This is a genomic window from Bacillus cereus group sp. N6, assembly GCF_016483705.1.
In the GTDB taxonomy this organism is placed as follows: domain Bacteria; phylum Bacillota; class Bacilli; order Bacillales; family Bacillaceae_G; genus Bacillus_A; species Bacillus_A wiedmannii.
In genome coordinates, this window is record NZ_JAEHBI010000024.1 from 1 (window position 1) to 14,918 (window position 14,918).

Consider the following 14,918-nt stretch of genomic DNA (forward strand, 5'->3'; position numbering starts at 1 on the left):
CCCGGTGCAATACCGGACTCACTTTTATCAAGCTGCCTAATGAAATAACCGTGTCTAACTTTTAGGGGTCACTTCAATTTCGCAAAGCTTTTTTGTTTTACTTTTTAATTTTTACAAGTTGAGAAGCTTCTACACCGTTGTAGCCAGGGAATTCTTTACTAGGGTCTTTATCGAATTTTAATACCCCAACAGATTTTTCATCGCCTTTTACATTTACGTAAGTTGCATCATCAACAATCGCGAACATGTCGGCATATGCACGTCCACTTCCGATAATTGTATTGCCTTCGTATTTTAATTTTGCCCCATCAAGTGTAGAATTTTCTACTTTTTCTTTAGCAAATAATACACCTTGCTCTGCTGTTACAGCTGGTAATTTATTAAGTGGTTTCGTGTCGTCTTTTTCATCAACTTTGCTAAGTAACTCTTTCTTCACCAGTTCTTCACCAGTTTTCTTATCCATAACAAGAACTTTTTTACCCTCTAATGTAGTCATTTTCATTTTATAGAAGTCTTTTTCTTTCACTTCTTTTTTGTTTTTATCTGTAATTTGTTGAACTTGTTCTTCTGATCCGTACAGTACAAAACCGTTTGCTTTCTCTCCTAATAAAGAACAACCTGATAATGCTCCGAATGAAATTGCTGCTGCTAATCCGATGCCTACTAATTTTTTCATGATGATTTCTCCTTTTTATATGTTTTATTGTAAATACAGTTTTTGTATTAGTTCTGAAATGATGAGAAGCTTGTTCGTTGCTTCTGGTATTAGTGTATAAGAAATATTGCAACGTAACTATCGAGTTAGCTTACAGTAACATTACAATAATGTAATTTAGTGAAAGTGCATAAAAATAAGTCAATTCTGAAGAGGGTTAATGAGAATATATTAGGAATACAATGTTTTATATAGAATGTCATATTATATTGGCTGTATTTTGGAAATAACATGTAAGGACATATTAGTTTTGTTATAATAAACACGTAGGCTGTAAAAATGAATATTCTTTACTGTTAAGGGAGATTTTTCAGTTTTCCAAGTAGTGAATTTGAAATATGAGGTAAGTCATAGGAGGAATTAGAATGTCTGTATTTAAACGATTACGAGATTTAACAATGTCGAATGTATATTCATTAATTGAAAAAGCGGAAGATCCAGTTAAGATGACGGATCAATATTTACGTGATATGCAAGCGGATGTACAAGAAGCTGAGAAAAGTGTAGCAGCTCAAATTGCACTTGAGAAGAAATTCAAAATATTATTTGAAGAGCAAGAAGCACTTGTGAAAAAACGTGAAGAGCAAGCTCATATGGCTGTTCAAGCAAGCAATCTTGATCTTGCACGTCGTGCTCTTGAAGAAAAACAAAACGCAGAGCAAAAGATGAATGAGTATAAAGCAAGCTATGAGCAAAACAAAGCTGCTGCCGATAATCTTCGCCTGAAGCTAGAAGAAATGCGTAAGCAATTAACAGAGCTGAAAAATAAACGTGAAACACTTGTAGCACGTGTAAATGCGGCGAAAGCACAAAAGAATATTAATCAGGCGATGTCTGGATTTGATTCAAATTCAGCAAAAGCTGGTTTAAGTCGTATGGAAGAGAAAGCTCTTCAATTAGAGGCTGAAGCAGAAGCAAGTGGCGAAGTTTATAAAAAAGAAAAGTCATTAGATGATGAATTCGCAAGCTTAAACAAAAATTCTGCTGTTGACGATGAATTAGCTCGTATTATGAAGCAGTATGAGAAATAATATAGAATAGACAAAGAAACCGACATGTCTGAAGAGAATTCATGTCGGTTTTCTATTACTTTTTAGAGGAGGTTTTGCAATGACATGGACAAATGTGTTAGCCATGCTTGTATGGACTGGAGCAAGTGCAGTACTTTTATTTGCAATTATGTGGGTTGATTCAATTTTTACTAAATACAATGATTTAAAAGAAATAAAGAATGGGAATACAGCTGTAACAACGCGTTTCGTTATGAAATTATTCGCGCAAGGGTACATTTTATCTCAATCGATAACGAAAACAAATGACTTATGGCAAGCGCTACTTGCATCAGCAGTTTCTTTCGTTATTTTATTAGTGGTAGAAATGTTTATCGAATTTGTGTTAAAGAAAATGTCTGGCTTAGATTTAGAAGAAGGTACGAAAGAAGGCAGTGTTGCGCATGCGATGTTGGCCGGATCATTACATATCGTTGGTGCACTTATTTTAGGTGCTTGTTTATAAAGAGAGAAGGAGGGGGTAAATCATGAGTTTATTTAAACGAATTAAAAATATAATGAAGAGCCCAGAGCCACCGAAACCAGAGAAAAGTTTGTTAACGTTAGCTCCTGGCGATATGATTGAAGTTTCATTAGTTATGTATGAATTAACTGGGAAAACGAGTATGCATTCTCGTAAAGAAATTGTTTTAACGCTGCAAGACGGGAAAGATATTCGTTACTTAAAAATTGAAGACCGTGAAAATACGTATTACAAATTATATACACCAATTGATGGTCGCTTAGATTCGATTGATGAAATTCCGACGACAATTGAAATGGATGATACAGAGTACCATATGGAAGAGCAATATAACGGACGTGTTGTTGTGATGGGAAAAACACCATTCTCTGCTTCAGAAGAACAGCACGTATGGGAATTCCAATCAGATAATCGAAAATTATTACGTATTGAATGGCAAAATGGTCGCACAATGATGTATGAGGGAGAAGCAATTATTCCTGCTGATGTACAAATTATAAGAGCAACGTAAGGGGGCGTAATCATGTCAAACCGATTGTTTACCATGATTAAATCGTTCGTAATCCCTATACTTGCTATCGTTCTATTACTTGTTGTTGCTGGATATGCCTTATCAGGTTGTCAAGGCGGACAGACAAAGTCGATTCAAGACCGTTATCCACTAGAATCTGTCGCAAAAGAAGGTAAACAAGAATCTTACGTGTATAGGGCCGCCAATCGGTCAGTTCCTGAAGTCGCAAAGGAACTCATTAATGAAAGAGAACCGAAGCAAGCATCTAAAGAAGACGAAAATCAAATGTTCCTCGTTTATTCTGATAAGATTTATAACCTGCAAAAGGATAAAGAGAAACCTTCTGATACGTTAATTGAAATAAGTAATAAAGAATTTGTCCGTCAAAATTACCAACCATCCTTCCTGCAAGGATATATTATGGGAAGTATTTTAAACGATATATTCGGTTCACGAAAATCATCATACGGTGATTATCGCGGATATAATGACAGACAAAATCATAAACCGGTTATTCCAGAGAGACCGCCTACGAAAGAAGAAAAGAAAACCCCGCCTCCAATTACGAAGGAAGGGAAAGGATCTATCATTAAGCGAGGCGATAATGTAGATTCGAAACCTTCCGTAGGAGATACAGGAAGTATTACGAAAAAAGGAAGTAGTACGCCTCCGCCTTCTACTGGAAGCAAAGGAAAAATTACAAAAACACCAGGTGGCTCGAGCGGATCAGATGTGAAGCCGAAATCATCTATTAAAACGCCACCAAGGAATACATCTCCTCCGAAAACGAGGGTCGGTGGTTCAGGAAAAATTACGAAGAGAAGATAGGTATAGAGGCCGAAAAGGAGAAGTTGCTTTTCGGTCTTTTTATTATGGAAATTAATTCCTTGTAGCTGGTACAATTAAGTTATAAGGAGGAGATTAGTATGACTATATATAAAAGGTTTAGTTTGATTATGTTCCTCGTCTTATTCCTCAGTTTGTTTATTAGCACAACGATGAAATTTCACTTTGTAGTAGGTATTCTATGGATACTATGTACATGTACTCTTTTTCTATATGTTCCGCTGCGCTTTCAACATGAAGTGCCTGCCTTTCAAAAATATGTAGCATGGATTAAGAGAGGAAGAAGATGGGGAGAGTAAAATTATATCAGCGATTATTAGAATATATCGACCGTAACTCCAAATATATTAGCGATTATTGAAATATATCGACTTACCGACAACGACCGCAACTTCATAATAAGAAGAGGGTGTGCCAAATTGTTGGCACACCCTCTTTATTCATGATGATTAATGAATATCACGTTTCTTAAAGTTACCGCCTTTTACTTCTGCTACGTCATAAACTGTAATAAAGGCGTGTGGATCGATTTCATTAATAAGTTCTTTCATTTTACTTTCTTCTAAACGGTTAATTACACAAGAAATTTCTTTGAATTTCTCTCTTGAATAACCACCGTATACTTCGTTATATGTTGCACTTCGGCCTAAACGATCACGAATTGTTTCTACCATTAATTCAGGCTCTTTCGTAATGATTTTAAATGCTTTCGAACCACTTAAACCAACTTCAACGATATGAATCACTTTCGAAGCAATAAAGTAAGCAATTGCCGAAAGGATAGCTCCTTGAAGACCGAATACTGTTGATACGAAAATAAATACGAACATGTTTAAGAATAAAATAAGGTCACTTGTTCCAAAAGGTAACTTACGAGAAAGCAATACAGCTAGCATATCGATTCCATCTAATGCGCCGCCGTTACGTAATGCTAGTCCCATACCGAAACCGATAATAATACCACCAACAACTGTAACAAGTAGTGTATCGCCTTCAATAATAGCTGGTATTCCGTGCATAACAACAGTACCTACTGCTAATGAAGCAATCCCGATAATGGAATAAATAGCAAAGCTTTTACCGATTTGCTTATATCCTAACCAAACGAAAGGAATGTTAATAACTGCGATTAGAGCTCCTAATGGCAATCCAAATAATCTTGAACTAACGATACTTAAGCCAGTCACACCACCGTCTGATACGTTATTTGGAATTAATACTGCTTCTAATCCGTACGCTGTGATAAATGCCCCAATAATAATCATCAAAGCTTTTGAAGCAATTTTTAGCTTATTGGGCTTGTTTTTGATAATTTTCTCCATGTAATTTCCTCGTTTCAAACTAGTTTCTTATTTGTTACGTCATTCACACCTAACTTCCATTTTAACATTTAATTTGAAAAATTTCTCCTTTAATGGATGTATGCAGGGGATATTATGACCATACTCACTTTAAAATATTTTTGAAGTGAGTATAAGAAATCCCATCCTTTCAAAGGATGGGAGACTATTAAGAAATGATAAAACTAAGTACAGAAAGGAATAAAGAGAACCCTAAAATAGCTCCGCAAAACTTCATATGGCGTTTACGTCCCATCACAACAATTGCGACATATTCACGAATCATTGCATTAGGCCAGTAATAAAATGCAGTTTTTGATCCGATTCCTTGGCTATTAAGCCCTGCTTGTCTTGCATATATACCAGCGCGGAAAAGGTGGAAATTGTTCGTTGTAAAAATACTTCTATACTTACCTTCAGGCTTTAACGAATCCATAATTCCTTTAGAGAACGACATATTTTGATATGTGTTTACAGAGCGATTTTCTTGCACTGTATGTTCAATTGGAATTCCTTTTTCAACAGCGTATTTTTGCATCGCTTCTGCCTCTGGAAGGCCTTCATCTGGACCTTGTCCACCCGAGAAAATGATTGTTGGTGGTGTATTCACAGCGGCTTGTTTCCAGTAAAAGTCAATTGCTTTATTAATACGACTTGCAAGTAAAGGTGGTACTTTATCATTAATTAAGCCGCTACCAAGAACGATGATGAAATCTTGATTACGCCTTGGTCTATTGAATTGATATAGAAAATAAGCGCTTAAGAAGTTAGATAAGTGTATAAAGAAATATAAGGTTATAAGAGAAATTCCACCAAAAATAGGTTGCAAATGCGGTGAGAAGAAACTTGCTGGACTTATGAAAAAGAATAATATACAGAATAAAATACCTAAAGCAGCAATGAGTGTTAAACAGTTAGTGAACCGTCGTCCTTCTCGTTTCATTAAAATTCTCGCATTCAGAAATAGCCCAAACATTAAAGCAACAACACCGAAAGGAATCATAAGAATAAGTGCTAAAATAGGTAAAATTATACTATAGCGTAGGACACCAATACTTGAATTTACAGATATAATCACACAAAACAGAAGGAAAAAACAGAAAAAAACATTAAATAAAAAGCCGTTTATTATTTTTCGTGGATCCTTCAAATAAGAGATAAGAAAAATAATAAATAATATAAGAGGAATAATTCCGAAATACATAAATATAGTACACCTCAATTTGTATAGTAATTTGACATACCTTCTATATTACATGATTTTATAATTGAAAATGAAAGGAAAAATGATTTTGAATTTTCTCAATAAAATGTATGTAAGGTGATATATTAAAAGTAAAATGGTTGAAAAGGCACTCTATGGAGTGTCTTTTCTTTTTTCATGTAATTATGCATATTATATTTATTTTCAAGTGAAGAGGATTAAAATATAAGTGGTAGGCAGACTATATAAAGCAGAATTTCTTACAAACATTTCCCTCTACTTTTTGTATCTAACAATCGTATAACAATAAATAATTCTGTTTTATAGCGTCTGTTTATGAAAGGTGCCCTCTTTGAAGGCACCTTTTTATTGTTTCATGTAGATACTTTTCACTGTTGATATAGTGGAAAGTATCTATACTAAACATTAGCAATCTTCCGTATAAATATTATCAATTTACTATATATTCCAGTGGTGTTAACCTACATATGAAAGGCTTTCTTTTTCAAAATATTACCCCTAATAAATTTTTGAAGAAGTCAACTGTCTCCAAAATTGCCATTCATGCTTAGCAAAAAAGAATCCTTTTGGATTCTTTTTTGTGTTCGACATAATGTGACAAAATATATTTAAATAATTTGTTATATTGTTAAATGGTTATTATAGGAAAGAAAAGGAGACTTAAGTATGGGATTTAAAAAATTAATTTTAACAGGTGCAATTGTTGCAACTACAGCATTTACTTCAATTGGAACAGCGCAGGCAAGTGCAGATTTTAAAGATGTTCCAAACAATCATTGGTCTTATAAAGCGATTATGGATTTAGCAAATAAAAACGTTGTTGCTGGATACGGAAATGGGATTTTTGGATTTGGTGATGATGTAACACGTGAGCAAGTTACAGCTCTTATGTTCCGTCATTTAAAACCGACAGTAAAAGAACAGTATAACAATCCGTATAAAGATGTTACGGATCGTTCAACTATGTTTAAAAAAGAGATTCTTGCTTTAACAGAGATGGGTGTATTCGTTGGAGATAATACAGGAAAATTTAGACCGAAAGATTCATTAACTCGTGAAGAAATGGCACAAATTTTGACAAGGGGATTCCAATTGCAAATAAGAGGCGATCATAATTTCCCGGATGTAGATAGAAATGGATGGGCGAATCCTGCGATTACTGCAATTAAATCAAATTATATTACGGCTGGAACTGGTGATGGTAAATTCGCACCTAAAATGCATGTAAGTCGTGAGCAATACGTTCAGTTCTTATATAATGCAACGTTACCATTTGAAGAAAGACCAGGAGCAAAACAACCACAACCAGAAGTGAAGCCAGAAGTAAAACCAGAAGTGAAACCGGATCCGAAACGTTTTGCTAATTGTAAAGAAGCAAACGATGCTGGATATTATGACATTACAAGAGATAGTCCATATTATGGTAAGCATTTAGATCGTGATGGCGATGGAGTTGCTTGTGAGAAAAAGAAAAAAGGTAAATAAGAAAAAGCACTCAGTTTGAGTGCTTTTTCTTATGGAAACATGCTATTTTTTTAGGCGGTTCTCATAAAATAAAAGTAAGGAAATGAAAGTAGGTGACAAAATGCCGTCAGTTGTGGAAGGCGTTATTATTGAAAACTGTAACGGAACGATTAATTTAGGAGATAAATATAACGTGCAGCCGATTGAAAAAACGAAAGCTTATAATGGATCAGGATCATCGAATACAGGAAAAAAAGTACAAACATTTAGTGGTATTAGTACAGCGGATGTAAGGGATAGCGATGTGTATGATCAAGTCATTCAATCCACGTTATAATTTTTATCCCGTTTTAATGGGCAGTAAGACCCCCACCTCCAAATTCAGCGAAAGCAAAGAAGTTAGGCGGGGGATCAACTGCCCATAAAAGTCCGATTGGTTCAACTAATAATCAGTAGGGGATGAAGAAAACCCCACTGATTAAAGTTTCACTTTATATGCAAAATTGCATAAAGTAACATGTTTGTTGTGTGTTACACTTTAGCTGTGAGCTGTTAATGATTCTTCTTTATTATAGTTGTTAGATTAGAAATATAACATCTTATCGAAAATCATACGTACAAAAAAGACACTTCAAACGAAGTGTCTTTTTTTATTTTAGTGATACCCTTTAGCAGAGTCTTTATGAATTTTGTTTTTAAAGATACTGTAGCTCCAAAGTTGATATCCAATAACAATTGGTACCATAACCATTGCAACGAAGAACATAATTTTTAAGTTTAATTGACTACCAGCTGCGTTATATAGCGTTGTACTATAAGCATCGTTAATACGAGATGGTAACATTCTTGGGAACATACCTGCAAATCCAGTTGTCATAAACATTGCGATTGTTAAGCAAACGAATGTGAATGCAAGACCGATTTTATGTTTGTACACCATAATAAGTGCGAGTACACTCATTAACATTGCAAGTACTGGTAGAATGAATAGTACAGGATATTCTGTGAAGTTTTGGAATAAAGTTGTACGATTTGCAGTTGCTACATAGAAGATAGCTAAAATGATAGCAGCAGCCATTGAAAATGGTCTTGCAATTTTATAAGCACGATCAGATACTTCACCAGTCGTTTTAATCATAACCCAAAGGGCGCCAGATACGACGAATATAGCAGTGAAGAACAGACCACCTAAAATACCATAATGATTTAGTAAGCTTAGTAAATTTCCTTCATAGCCATTTTTTCCGATTTGTAGTCCATAATAAAGGTTAGCGAACGTAACACCGAATAAGAAGGCGATTAGGAAACTACCAATTGTAAATGCCCATTTACAAGTTTTTTGCCAAATTGGTGAATCGTCTTTATGCATAAATTCAAGTCCGGCAGCACGAGCAAACAGTGCGAGTAATACTAAAAATAGTGGTGTATATAGGTAACTAAACATATTTGCATATGTGACTGGGAAGGCAGCAAATGTTGCGCCACCAGCTGTAATTAACCATACTTCATTACCACCCCAGAATGGGCCGATTGCTTCTTGTAATTGATTTCGTTCTTGTCGGTCTTTCGCAACGAAAGGAAAAATCATTCCGTTACCAAGTGCATATCCATCAAGAATGAAGTAAACTGTCCAAATCACGCCCCATAAACCAAACCAGATAATTGCAAGCATGTCATGAGACATGAGCTGCACCTCCCTCAGTAGCAGGTTCTTCTAATGCTGCTGGTCCTTTTTTCGCGAACTTTAGCATTAAGTATACGTCTGCGATTAAAAGTAATGTGTAGAACAAGATTAAACTAATTAATGAGAACCAAATTTGTGGAACAGATATAGGTGATACAGATTCTGCTGTACGCATTAGTTTATAAACTGTCCATGGTTGACGACCTACTTCGGCAACAATCCAACCAGCGTTAATTGCGATATATGGTAGTAAGACAGACCATATTGTAATTTTTAAATAACGTTTTGAGTTTTCTAGTTTTCCTTTTCGGTTTAAGTAGAAACCGTACCAAGTTAATGCCATAAAGAACATACCAAGTGCAACCATTAAGCGGAAGCTATAGTACACGAGGTTAACATTTGGACGTTCATCTTTCGGGATATCTTTTAAACCAACAATTTCTCCATCAAATGAGTTTGTGTAGAAGAAACTTCCTAGTTTCGGAATCGTAAGGAATTCAAAGTTTTTTTCGTTTTTCACATCAGGAATTTGAACAATCGAGAAGCCTTGCCCTTTTCCAGTTTCCCAAACTGCTTCCATCGCAGCTCCTTTTGCTGGTTGATATTTAGCTGCTGATATACCAGACTGATGCCCCATAAACGGTGTAACAGTTGCGGCGAATAAGCCTAACAGTAAACCAAATTTGAATGATTTTTTGAAGAATTCCACTTCGTTTTTACGTAATAAATGATAGGCACTAATGGCCATAACGAAGAAAGCACCAACGATATAACACCCAATTACAGTATGGAAGAACATGTTCCAAGCATATGGATTTGTCACAAGTGCCCAGAAATCATTTAATTCAGCGCGGCCGTTACGTACGACGTAGCCAACAGGATTTTGCATAAAACCGTTTGCTGTAATAATCCAAAGGGCGGAAATATTTGTTCCAAGTGCAACCATCCACATACAGAAGGCACGGAACTTTGGTGAGATTTTGTCTTTACCGAATAACCATATTCCCATGAAAGTAGATTCTAAGAAGAAGGCAACGAGTGCTTCGATTGCGAGAGGTGATCCGAAAATATCTCCCATATATTTGGAGTACTCAGACCAGTTTGTTCCAAATTGGAATTCCATCGTAATCCCAGTTATAATCCCCATTACGAAGTTAATTGTAAATAATTTACCCCAGAAATTTGCCATTTTGCGGTATGTTGGATTCAATGTGCGGGCGTATTGAGTTTCCATACATGCTACTAAAATAACAAGTCCGATTGTCAAAGGTACAAATAAAAAGTGATAAAAAATAGTAATTGCAAATTGAAAACGACTCAGTAACAGAACGTCGGACATAATGAATATTCACTCCTTTTTTACATTATCTACAATCAGTTTATAGTGAAAATACGTTTTAAATAGGAGGGACTTGTTACAAAGGTGTGTGTATATTTTGAAAGAATTATGTCGGTTATCTGAAAATATCTTATTTTCACTATAAAGTAATATCCTTTTTGAGTTTTTTAAATTTTGGTACACTATATAAGTAATGTAAATGAGAGAAAAGAGGGTTCTTTACTATGAAGTCATTAGAAGAGATTTTACAATACAATGAAAAATTCGTTGAAGAAAAAAAATACGAAGAGTACGAAACAGGTAAATTTCCAAACAAAAAGATGGTAATTATCTCTTGTATGGATACTCGTCTTGTTGAATTATTACCGAAAGCGATGAATATGCGTAACGGTGATGTGAAAATTATTAAAGTAGCAGGCGCTGTTATTTCACATCCGTTTGGAAGTATTATGCGTAGTATTTTAGTTGCTGTATATGAACTTGGTGCTGATGAAGTTTGTGTAGTTGGTCACCACGATTGTGGTATGGCAAAAATTCAAGCAAGCAGTACAATTGAGAAGATGAAAGAGCGCGGTATAACAGAAGAGAAATTAGATACACTTCGTTATTCTGGAATCGATTTAGAAAGATTCCTACAAGGATTCTCTAGTGTAGAAGAAAGTGTAGAACATAGCGTATCAATACTTCGCAACCATCCATTACTTCCTGAAGAAGTACCTGTTCACGGTCTTGTTATAGATCCTGACACAGGAAAATTAGATTTAGTTGTGAATGGTTACGACAATTAAGAATTTACTTTGTCATCCTTTTTATCTGGGACAGGATCAAATCCTCCCGGGTGGAAAGGGTGACATTTTAATATACGCTTGCATGTAAGCCAAAACCCTTTCAGAGCACCATGTTTTTGAAATGCTTCTAATCCATAATGAGAGCAAGTTGGGTAAAAGCGGCACGTTGGTGGTGTCATTGGAGAAATGAATTTTTGATAAAAGCGTATAATCCCAATAAAAATCTGTTTCATAATGGTCTCCTCTTCAGCATAGTCTTAAAGTATTATAGCACGACTGTACATAATACTTTACTAATGTTGATTTCCGTTATATCATATTGGATATAACGGAATTAAATTAAAAGCGGGAGAGATGTTGTATGCCATCAGTAGAAAGCTTTGAATTAGATCATACGATTGTAAAGGCGCCTTATGTAAGACATTGCGGAGTTCACAACGTAGGTAGTGACGGTATTGTAAATAAATTCGATATTCGTTTTTGCCAACCGAATAAACAAGCAATGAAACCAGATGTTATTCATACGTTAGAACATTTATTAGCATTTAATTTACGTAAATATATTGATCGTTATCCGCATTTTGATATTATCGATATTTCACCAATGGGCTGCCAAACAGGATATTATCTTGTAGTAAGCGGAACACCAACGGTTCGAGAAATCATTGATTTATTAGAATTAACATTAAAAGATGCGGTTCAAATTACAGAAATTCCAGCTGCAAATGAAACACAGTGTGGCCAAGCGAAGCTTCACGACTTAGAAGGAGCACAACGCTTAATGAACTTCTGGTTAAGCCAAGATAAAGATGAACTTGAGAAAGTATTTGGATAAAAAGAAAAAACTGCCTGTGAAAGGGCAGTTTTTTTGTAACACGATGATAAATGAAATTATATCGACGATTTTTCGAATATATCGAACACAACTTGAAATATATCAACGATTTTTTTAATATATCGATGTTTCGAAACTGGATATCGACTTACCGACAAAAACTGCCAATAGTATGAATCAAATATAAAGAAGAGGCCGTCTAACATATGTGTTGGGCGGCCTCTTTTTTATGAAAGTATACTAGATACCCCAACATATAAAATAAAGGCAGAACCGAGAAAATAAACAAATGCTTTTGCTTTTTGCCGCTCTTTTATTTCATCGATTCCAAAAAGGATAAACATAATACTCAAAAGGATAAAAACGTATGGTAAAAGCGTAGAGAGGTTTGCGAAGAAGCTAAATAGGGCGAGAATAAGAGCGATAGTAGCTATTATAATTCGAATGTTTTTAAACATATAATTCTCCTTTAAAAGAACATTATAAATGGAATAACAAAAACAATCGTAAAAAGACTTAAACCGATGCTAATTAGCTCCAATTTGTTTTTGTTGTTTTTGAATCGTCTCAATTCCTACTAAACTTCCATATAAACTAAAGAGGAACAAAATGATAGGTGAAAAGATTTGAAAGTTCATTGTAAATGTGCTGTATAAACATAAGATCAAAGTAATAAAAACGATGGTTAGCTGTACTTTTCTTATATGCATTTTAACCTCCTAGTAGAAAAATAATTACCGAGAGACAAAAATTATAATAGCAACGATTAAAGTGAATACGCCAGAAAAGAAGGAGAGTGTACTATGTACTTTCTTTTGTTTCTGTTTTTCTTCTGCGCTCATGATGAAGGTCATAACAGATAAGGCGATGAGCATATAAGGCATTGTAACAAGTGCGTTTGTAAACATTCCGGATAAAGCGAGAGCGATGACGATAAGAGCCGATACAATTCGTAATGTTTTTAGCATACAAATCTCCACCTTTTAAATAGATTATTTACCGGAATATTTCTGAGAAGCCAAGCAGTAAAGCACCAGCTCCAGCCATGAAAGCAAGTATGCTGCTAGATTGTTTCTGTTTTTTTATTTCCTCTAAACCTATAGTGAAAGCCATAGCCCCTAAGAAAATGAACATGTAAGGCATAATGTCTCTGTTACCGCTAATAAATCCATAGATTGCTATAGATAAGGCGATAAGTGCAAAAGTAATTCGAACGCCTTTTAACATAAAAGCCCTCCTTCTAGTTTATGTAGGTAATGATGGGAACAATCTAAATGAAAGCACCTGCAACAATACAAATAAATCTAGTTCCTGAATCCTTTTTCCTGATTTGTTCAATGGTAATAAGAAGCAGTAAAACTCCTAATAGAGATTGTGAAAGTGGTAGAAAGTTATGTTGACCTGTCAATAAACTAATACTGAATATGATGTGGGCTAAAATAAGTGGTATATGAAGCGTATTATGAATTCTTCTTGCTGTTTTTTGTATAAGGGTTATCTTCTGGCTTATCAACAGAATGTTTATAAGCGTAGCCTTTATTAATCGTCATGACGGAGAGTACTAGTATGACTAGAACGATTATAATACCGATAATTAATATTTTGAACATGGAATCCCTCCTTTTCTTTATTTTACATAATTTTGTAATTGATGAAAACAATAGAAATTAAAAGGATGAAAGAAGGGTGTTACATGGAGACGAAAAAAACATATTATATATCAATAGGAAACGGTCAAATTTCACAAGTGAAGACGGCGGATACGTATAATTTTGAGATTTCCGCAAGTGATGAGGAAATTACGGAGTTAAGAGAGTACTTTGATCAAGCATATGTAGAGGATTTAGGTTCATTTGTACGTTCTCACGTTCCATTTGTTGAGTATCATCACGATTCGAATAATGACCGATATGATGAACAACTACAAAAAGCATATAAAATGATTTACGATTTAGGTAATCATGAGACGAAAGGATTAGTCGCGCAAATGGGAATAATCAATGGATTGTAATTGGATAATATTATGCAGAAAAGCGAGAATATGCTACAATTTGTGGTAGGAAAAACTTGTAACCATCAATAGGGGAGTAATGGCATGTACAAATTTAAAGATTATTACCACAATACTGTACAATTATCGTTTGAACGTTATCCATTTTCTCCTGAGCCAAAGCATGTTTGGGTTGTATGCCGGTACGGGGATCAATGGTTATTAACGCATCATTTACGTCGCGGTCTTGAATTTCCAGGTGGTAAAGTAGAATTAGGGGAAACACCGGAAGAAGCGGCAGTTCGAGAGGTTCATGAAGAAACCGGCGGCATAGTTTCTGATTTAACTTACTTAGGACAATATAAAGTATCTGGAAAAGACAAAATAATCATTAAAAACATTTATTTTGCAACAATTAGTGCGGTAGAAGAACATACGCATTACGAAGAAACGAAAGGATCTGTTTTATTAACAGACATTCCTGATAACATTAAAACGGATAGAAAATTTAGCTTTATAATGCGTGACGATGTACTGGCGCGCACGATGAAACATATAGAAGAAATCGGCTGTTTTACGAAGTAAAGTGGCCGGTTTCTTTTTTTGTGTGTAAGAATAAATGTAAATATATCTTTACATTATTTTGGG

Annotated in this window: 22 protein-coding genes and 1 pseudogene; 11 read left to right on the forward strand and 12 right to left on the reverse strand. The window is 34.9% G+C overall.

The window, feature by feature from the left end; all coding sequences use genetic code 11:
* Positions 1-97 precede the first annotated feature (97 nt).
* Positions 98-676: a lipoprotein BA_5634 family protein gene (locus JDS99_RS17160; protein WP_199695415.1), complete on the reverse strand. Its 579-nt coding sequence runs from the start codon at positions 674-676 to the stop codon at positions 98-100.
* Between the two features lie 404 nt (positions 677-1,080).
* Between JDS99_RS17160 and JDS99_RS17165 the strand changes: the two genes are divergently transcribed.
* The 5 genes from JDS99_RS17165 (at position 1,081) to JDS99_RS17185 (ending at position 3,904) form a co-directional block, all read left to right on the forward strand.
* Positions 1,081-1,746 (forward strand): PspA/IM30 family protein, encoded by a 666-nt coding sequence (locus tag JDS99_RS17165; protein ID WP_000110287.1) that lies wholly within the window; start codon positions 1,081-1,083, stop codon positions 1,744-1,746.
* A 79-nt stretch (positions 1,747-1,825) separates the two neighbouring features.
* The gene (locus tag JDS99_RS17170) at positions 1,826-2,230 is read left to right on the forward strand and encodes a DUF350 domain-containing protein (protein ID WP_199695416.1); all 405 of its coding nucleotides are present in this window, start codon (positions 1,826-1,828) and stop codon (positions 2,228-2,230) included.
* A gap of 22 nt (positions 2,231-2,252) precedes the next feature.
* The gene (locus tag JDS99_RS17175) at positions 2,253-2,759 is read left to right on the forward strand and encodes a DUF4178 domain-containing protein (protein WP_000051749.1); all 507 of its coding nucleotides are present in this window, start codon (positions 2,253-2,255) and stop codon (positions 2,757-2,759) included.
* A gap of 12 nt (positions 2,760-2,771) precedes the next feature.
* The gene (locus JDS99_RS17180) at positions 2,772-3,587 is read left to right on the forward strand and encodes a DUF4247 domain-containing protein (protein ID WP_000071201.1); all 816 of its coding nucleotides are present in this window, start codon (positions 2,772-2,774) and stop codon (positions 3,585-3,587) included.
* Positions 3,588-3,685: 98 nt separating this feature from the next.
* Complete coding sequence (locus tag JDS99_RS17185) at positions 3,686-3,904, forward strand: hypothetical protein (protein ID WP_088064650.1); 219 nt, start codon at positions 3,686-3,688, stop codon at positions 3,902-3,904.
* A gap of 150 nt (positions 3,905-4,054) precedes the next feature.
* Here the strand turns inward: JDS99_RS17185 and JDS99_RS17190 are convergent, their stop codons facing one another.
* Together JDS99_RS17190 and JDS99_RS17195 are read right to left on the reverse strand one after the other, a co-directional pair.
* Complete coding sequence (locus tag JDS99_RS17190; protein WP_000411244.1) at positions 4,055-4,927, reverse strand: YitT family protein; 873 nt, start codon at positions 4,925-4,927, stop codon at positions 4,055-4,057.
* A 187-nt stretch (positions 4,928-5,114) separates the two neighbouring features.
* Positions 5,115-6,149, reverse strand: coding sequence for a YdcF family protein (locus JDS99_RS17195; protein ID WP_199695417.1), 1,035 nt, complete (start codon positions 6,147-6,149; stop codon positions 5,115-5,117).
* Positions 6,150-6,836: 687 nt separating this feature from the next.
* On the opposite strand from JDS99_RS17195, the gene JDS99_RS17200 reads away from it, so the two are divergent.
* Positions 6,837-7,655: an S-layer homology domain-containing protein gene (locus tag JDS99_RS17200; protein ID WP_199695418.1), complete on the forward strand. Its 819-nt coding sequence runs from the start codon at positions 6,837-6,839 to the stop codon at positions 7,653-7,655.
* An 82-nt stretch (positions 7,656-7,737) separates the two neighbouring features.
* Positions 7,738-7,971, forward strand: coding sequence for a spore germination protein (locus JDS99_RS17205; RefSeq protein WP_097906939.1), 234 nt, complete (start codon positions 7,738-7,740; stop codon positions 7,969-7,971).
* A gap of 318 nt (positions 7,972-8,289) precedes the next feature.
* On the opposite strand, the gene cydB is transcribed toward JDS99_RS17205, so the two are convergent.
* Both cydB and cydA read right to left on the reverse strand, forming a co-directional pair.
* Positions 8,290-9,318, reverse strand: a complete 1,029-nt coding sequence (gene cydB, locus JDS99_RS17210) for a cytochrome d ubiquinol oxidase subunit II (RefSeq protein ID WP_088609445.1) — start codon at positions 9,316-9,318, stop codon at positions 8,290-8,292.
* A complete protein-coding gene (cydA, locus tag JDS99_RS17215) occupies positions 9,308-10,657 on the reverse strand; it encodes a cytochrome ubiquinol oxidase subunit I (RefSeq protein ID WP_199695419.1) in 1,350 nt (449 codons plus the stop codon). Before cydA ends, cydB begins: the two co-directional genes overlap by 11 nt.
* Before the next feature lie 224 nt (positions 10,658-10,881).
* Here cydA and JDS99_RS17220 point away from each other — a divergent pair, with 224 nt between their 5' ends.
* Positions 10,882-11,445, forward strand: a complete 564-nt coding sequence (locus JDS99_RS17220; RefSeq protein ID WP_000838167.1) for a beta-class carbonic anhydrase — start codon at positions 10,882-10,884, stop codon at positions 11,443-11,445.
* Here the strand turns inward: JDS99_RS17220 and yidD are convergent.
* A complete protein-coding gene (yidD, locus tag JDS99_RS17225; RefSeq protein WP_000809334.1) occupies positions 11,442-11,678 on the reverse strand; it encodes a membrane protein insertion efficiency factor YidD in 237 nt (78 codons plus the stop codon). The genes JDS99_RS17220 and yidD overlap by 4 nt on opposite strands.
* 128 nt (positions 11,679-11,806) lie before the next feature.
* Between yidD and luxS the strand changes: the two genes are divergently transcribed.
* Positions 11,807-12,280, forward strand: coding sequence for an S-ribosylhomocysteine lyase LuxS (luxS, locus tag JDS99_RS17230; RefSeq protein WP_001141371.1), 474 nt, complete (start codon positions 11,807-11,809; stop codon positions 12,278-12,280).
* A gap of 227 nt (positions 12,281-12,507) precedes the next feature.
* Here the strand turns inward: luxS and JDS99_RS17235 are convergent, their stop codons facing one another.
* The 6 genes and pseudogenes from JDS99_RS17235 to ytzI form a co-directional block, all read right to left on the reverse strand.
* On the reverse strand, positions 12,508-12,738 hold the full coding sequence (locus JDS99_RS17235; protein ID WP_098230337.1) for a YczI family protein: 231 nt from the start codon (positions 12,736-12,738) through the stop codon (positions 12,508-12,510).
* An 11-nt stretch (positions 12,739-12,749) separates the two neighbouring features.
* Positions 12,750-12,990, reverse strand: a pseudogene (locus tag JDS99_RS17240) (hypothetical protein).
* A gap of 24 nt (positions 12,991-13,014) precedes the next feature.
* Positions 13,015-13,248 carry a DUF3953 domain-containing protein gene (locus tag JDS99_RS17245; protein ID WP_088064644.1) on the reverse strand — a complete coding sequence of 78 codons (234 nt, stop codon included), beginning with the start codon at positions 13,246-13,248 and terminating at the stop codon, positions 13,015-13,017.
* Between the two features lie 28 nt (positions 13,249-13,276).
* Positions 13,277-13,507 carry a YczI family protein gene (locus JDS99_RS17250; protein WP_088064643.1) on the reverse strand — a complete coding sequence of 77 codons (231 nt, stop codon included), beginning with the start codon at positions 13,505-13,507 and terminating at the stop codon, positions 13,277-13,279.
* Between the two features lie 43 nt (positions 13,508-13,550).
* Positions 13,551-13,748, reverse strand: a complete 198-nt coding sequence (locus tag JDS99_RS32035) for a DUF3953 domain-containing protein (protein WP_088609457.1) — start codon at positions 13,746-13,748, stop codon at positions 13,551-13,553.
* Positions 13,741-13,890 carry a YtzI protein gene (gene ytzI, locus JDS99_RS17260; protein ID WP_000472802.1) on the reverse strand — a complete coding sequence of 50 codons (150 nt, stop codon included), beginning with the start codon at positions 13,888-13,890 and terminating at the stop codon, positions 13,741-13,743. Before ytzI ends, JDS99_RS32035 begins: the two co-directional genes overlap by 8 nt.
* A gap of 83 nt (positions 13,891-13,973) precedes the next feature.
* Here ytzI and JDS99_RS17265 point away from each other — a divergent pair, with 83 nt between their 5' ends.
* Positions 13,974-14,291, forward strand: a complete 318-nt coding sequence (locus JDS99_RS17265; protein WP_071743631.1) for a hydrolase — start codon at positions 13,974-13,976, stop codon at positions 14,289-14,291.
* 84 nt (positions 14,292-14,375) lie between these two features.
* Positions 14,376-14,855: an antimutator 8-oxo-(dGTP/GTP)ase gene (gene mutTA / locus JDS99_RS17270; protein ID WP_000276386.1), complete on the forward strand. Its 480-nt coding sequence runs from the start codon at positions 14,376-14,378 to the stop codon at positions 14,853-14,855.
* The last annotated feature ends 63 nt before the right edge of the window (positions 14,856-14,918 follow it).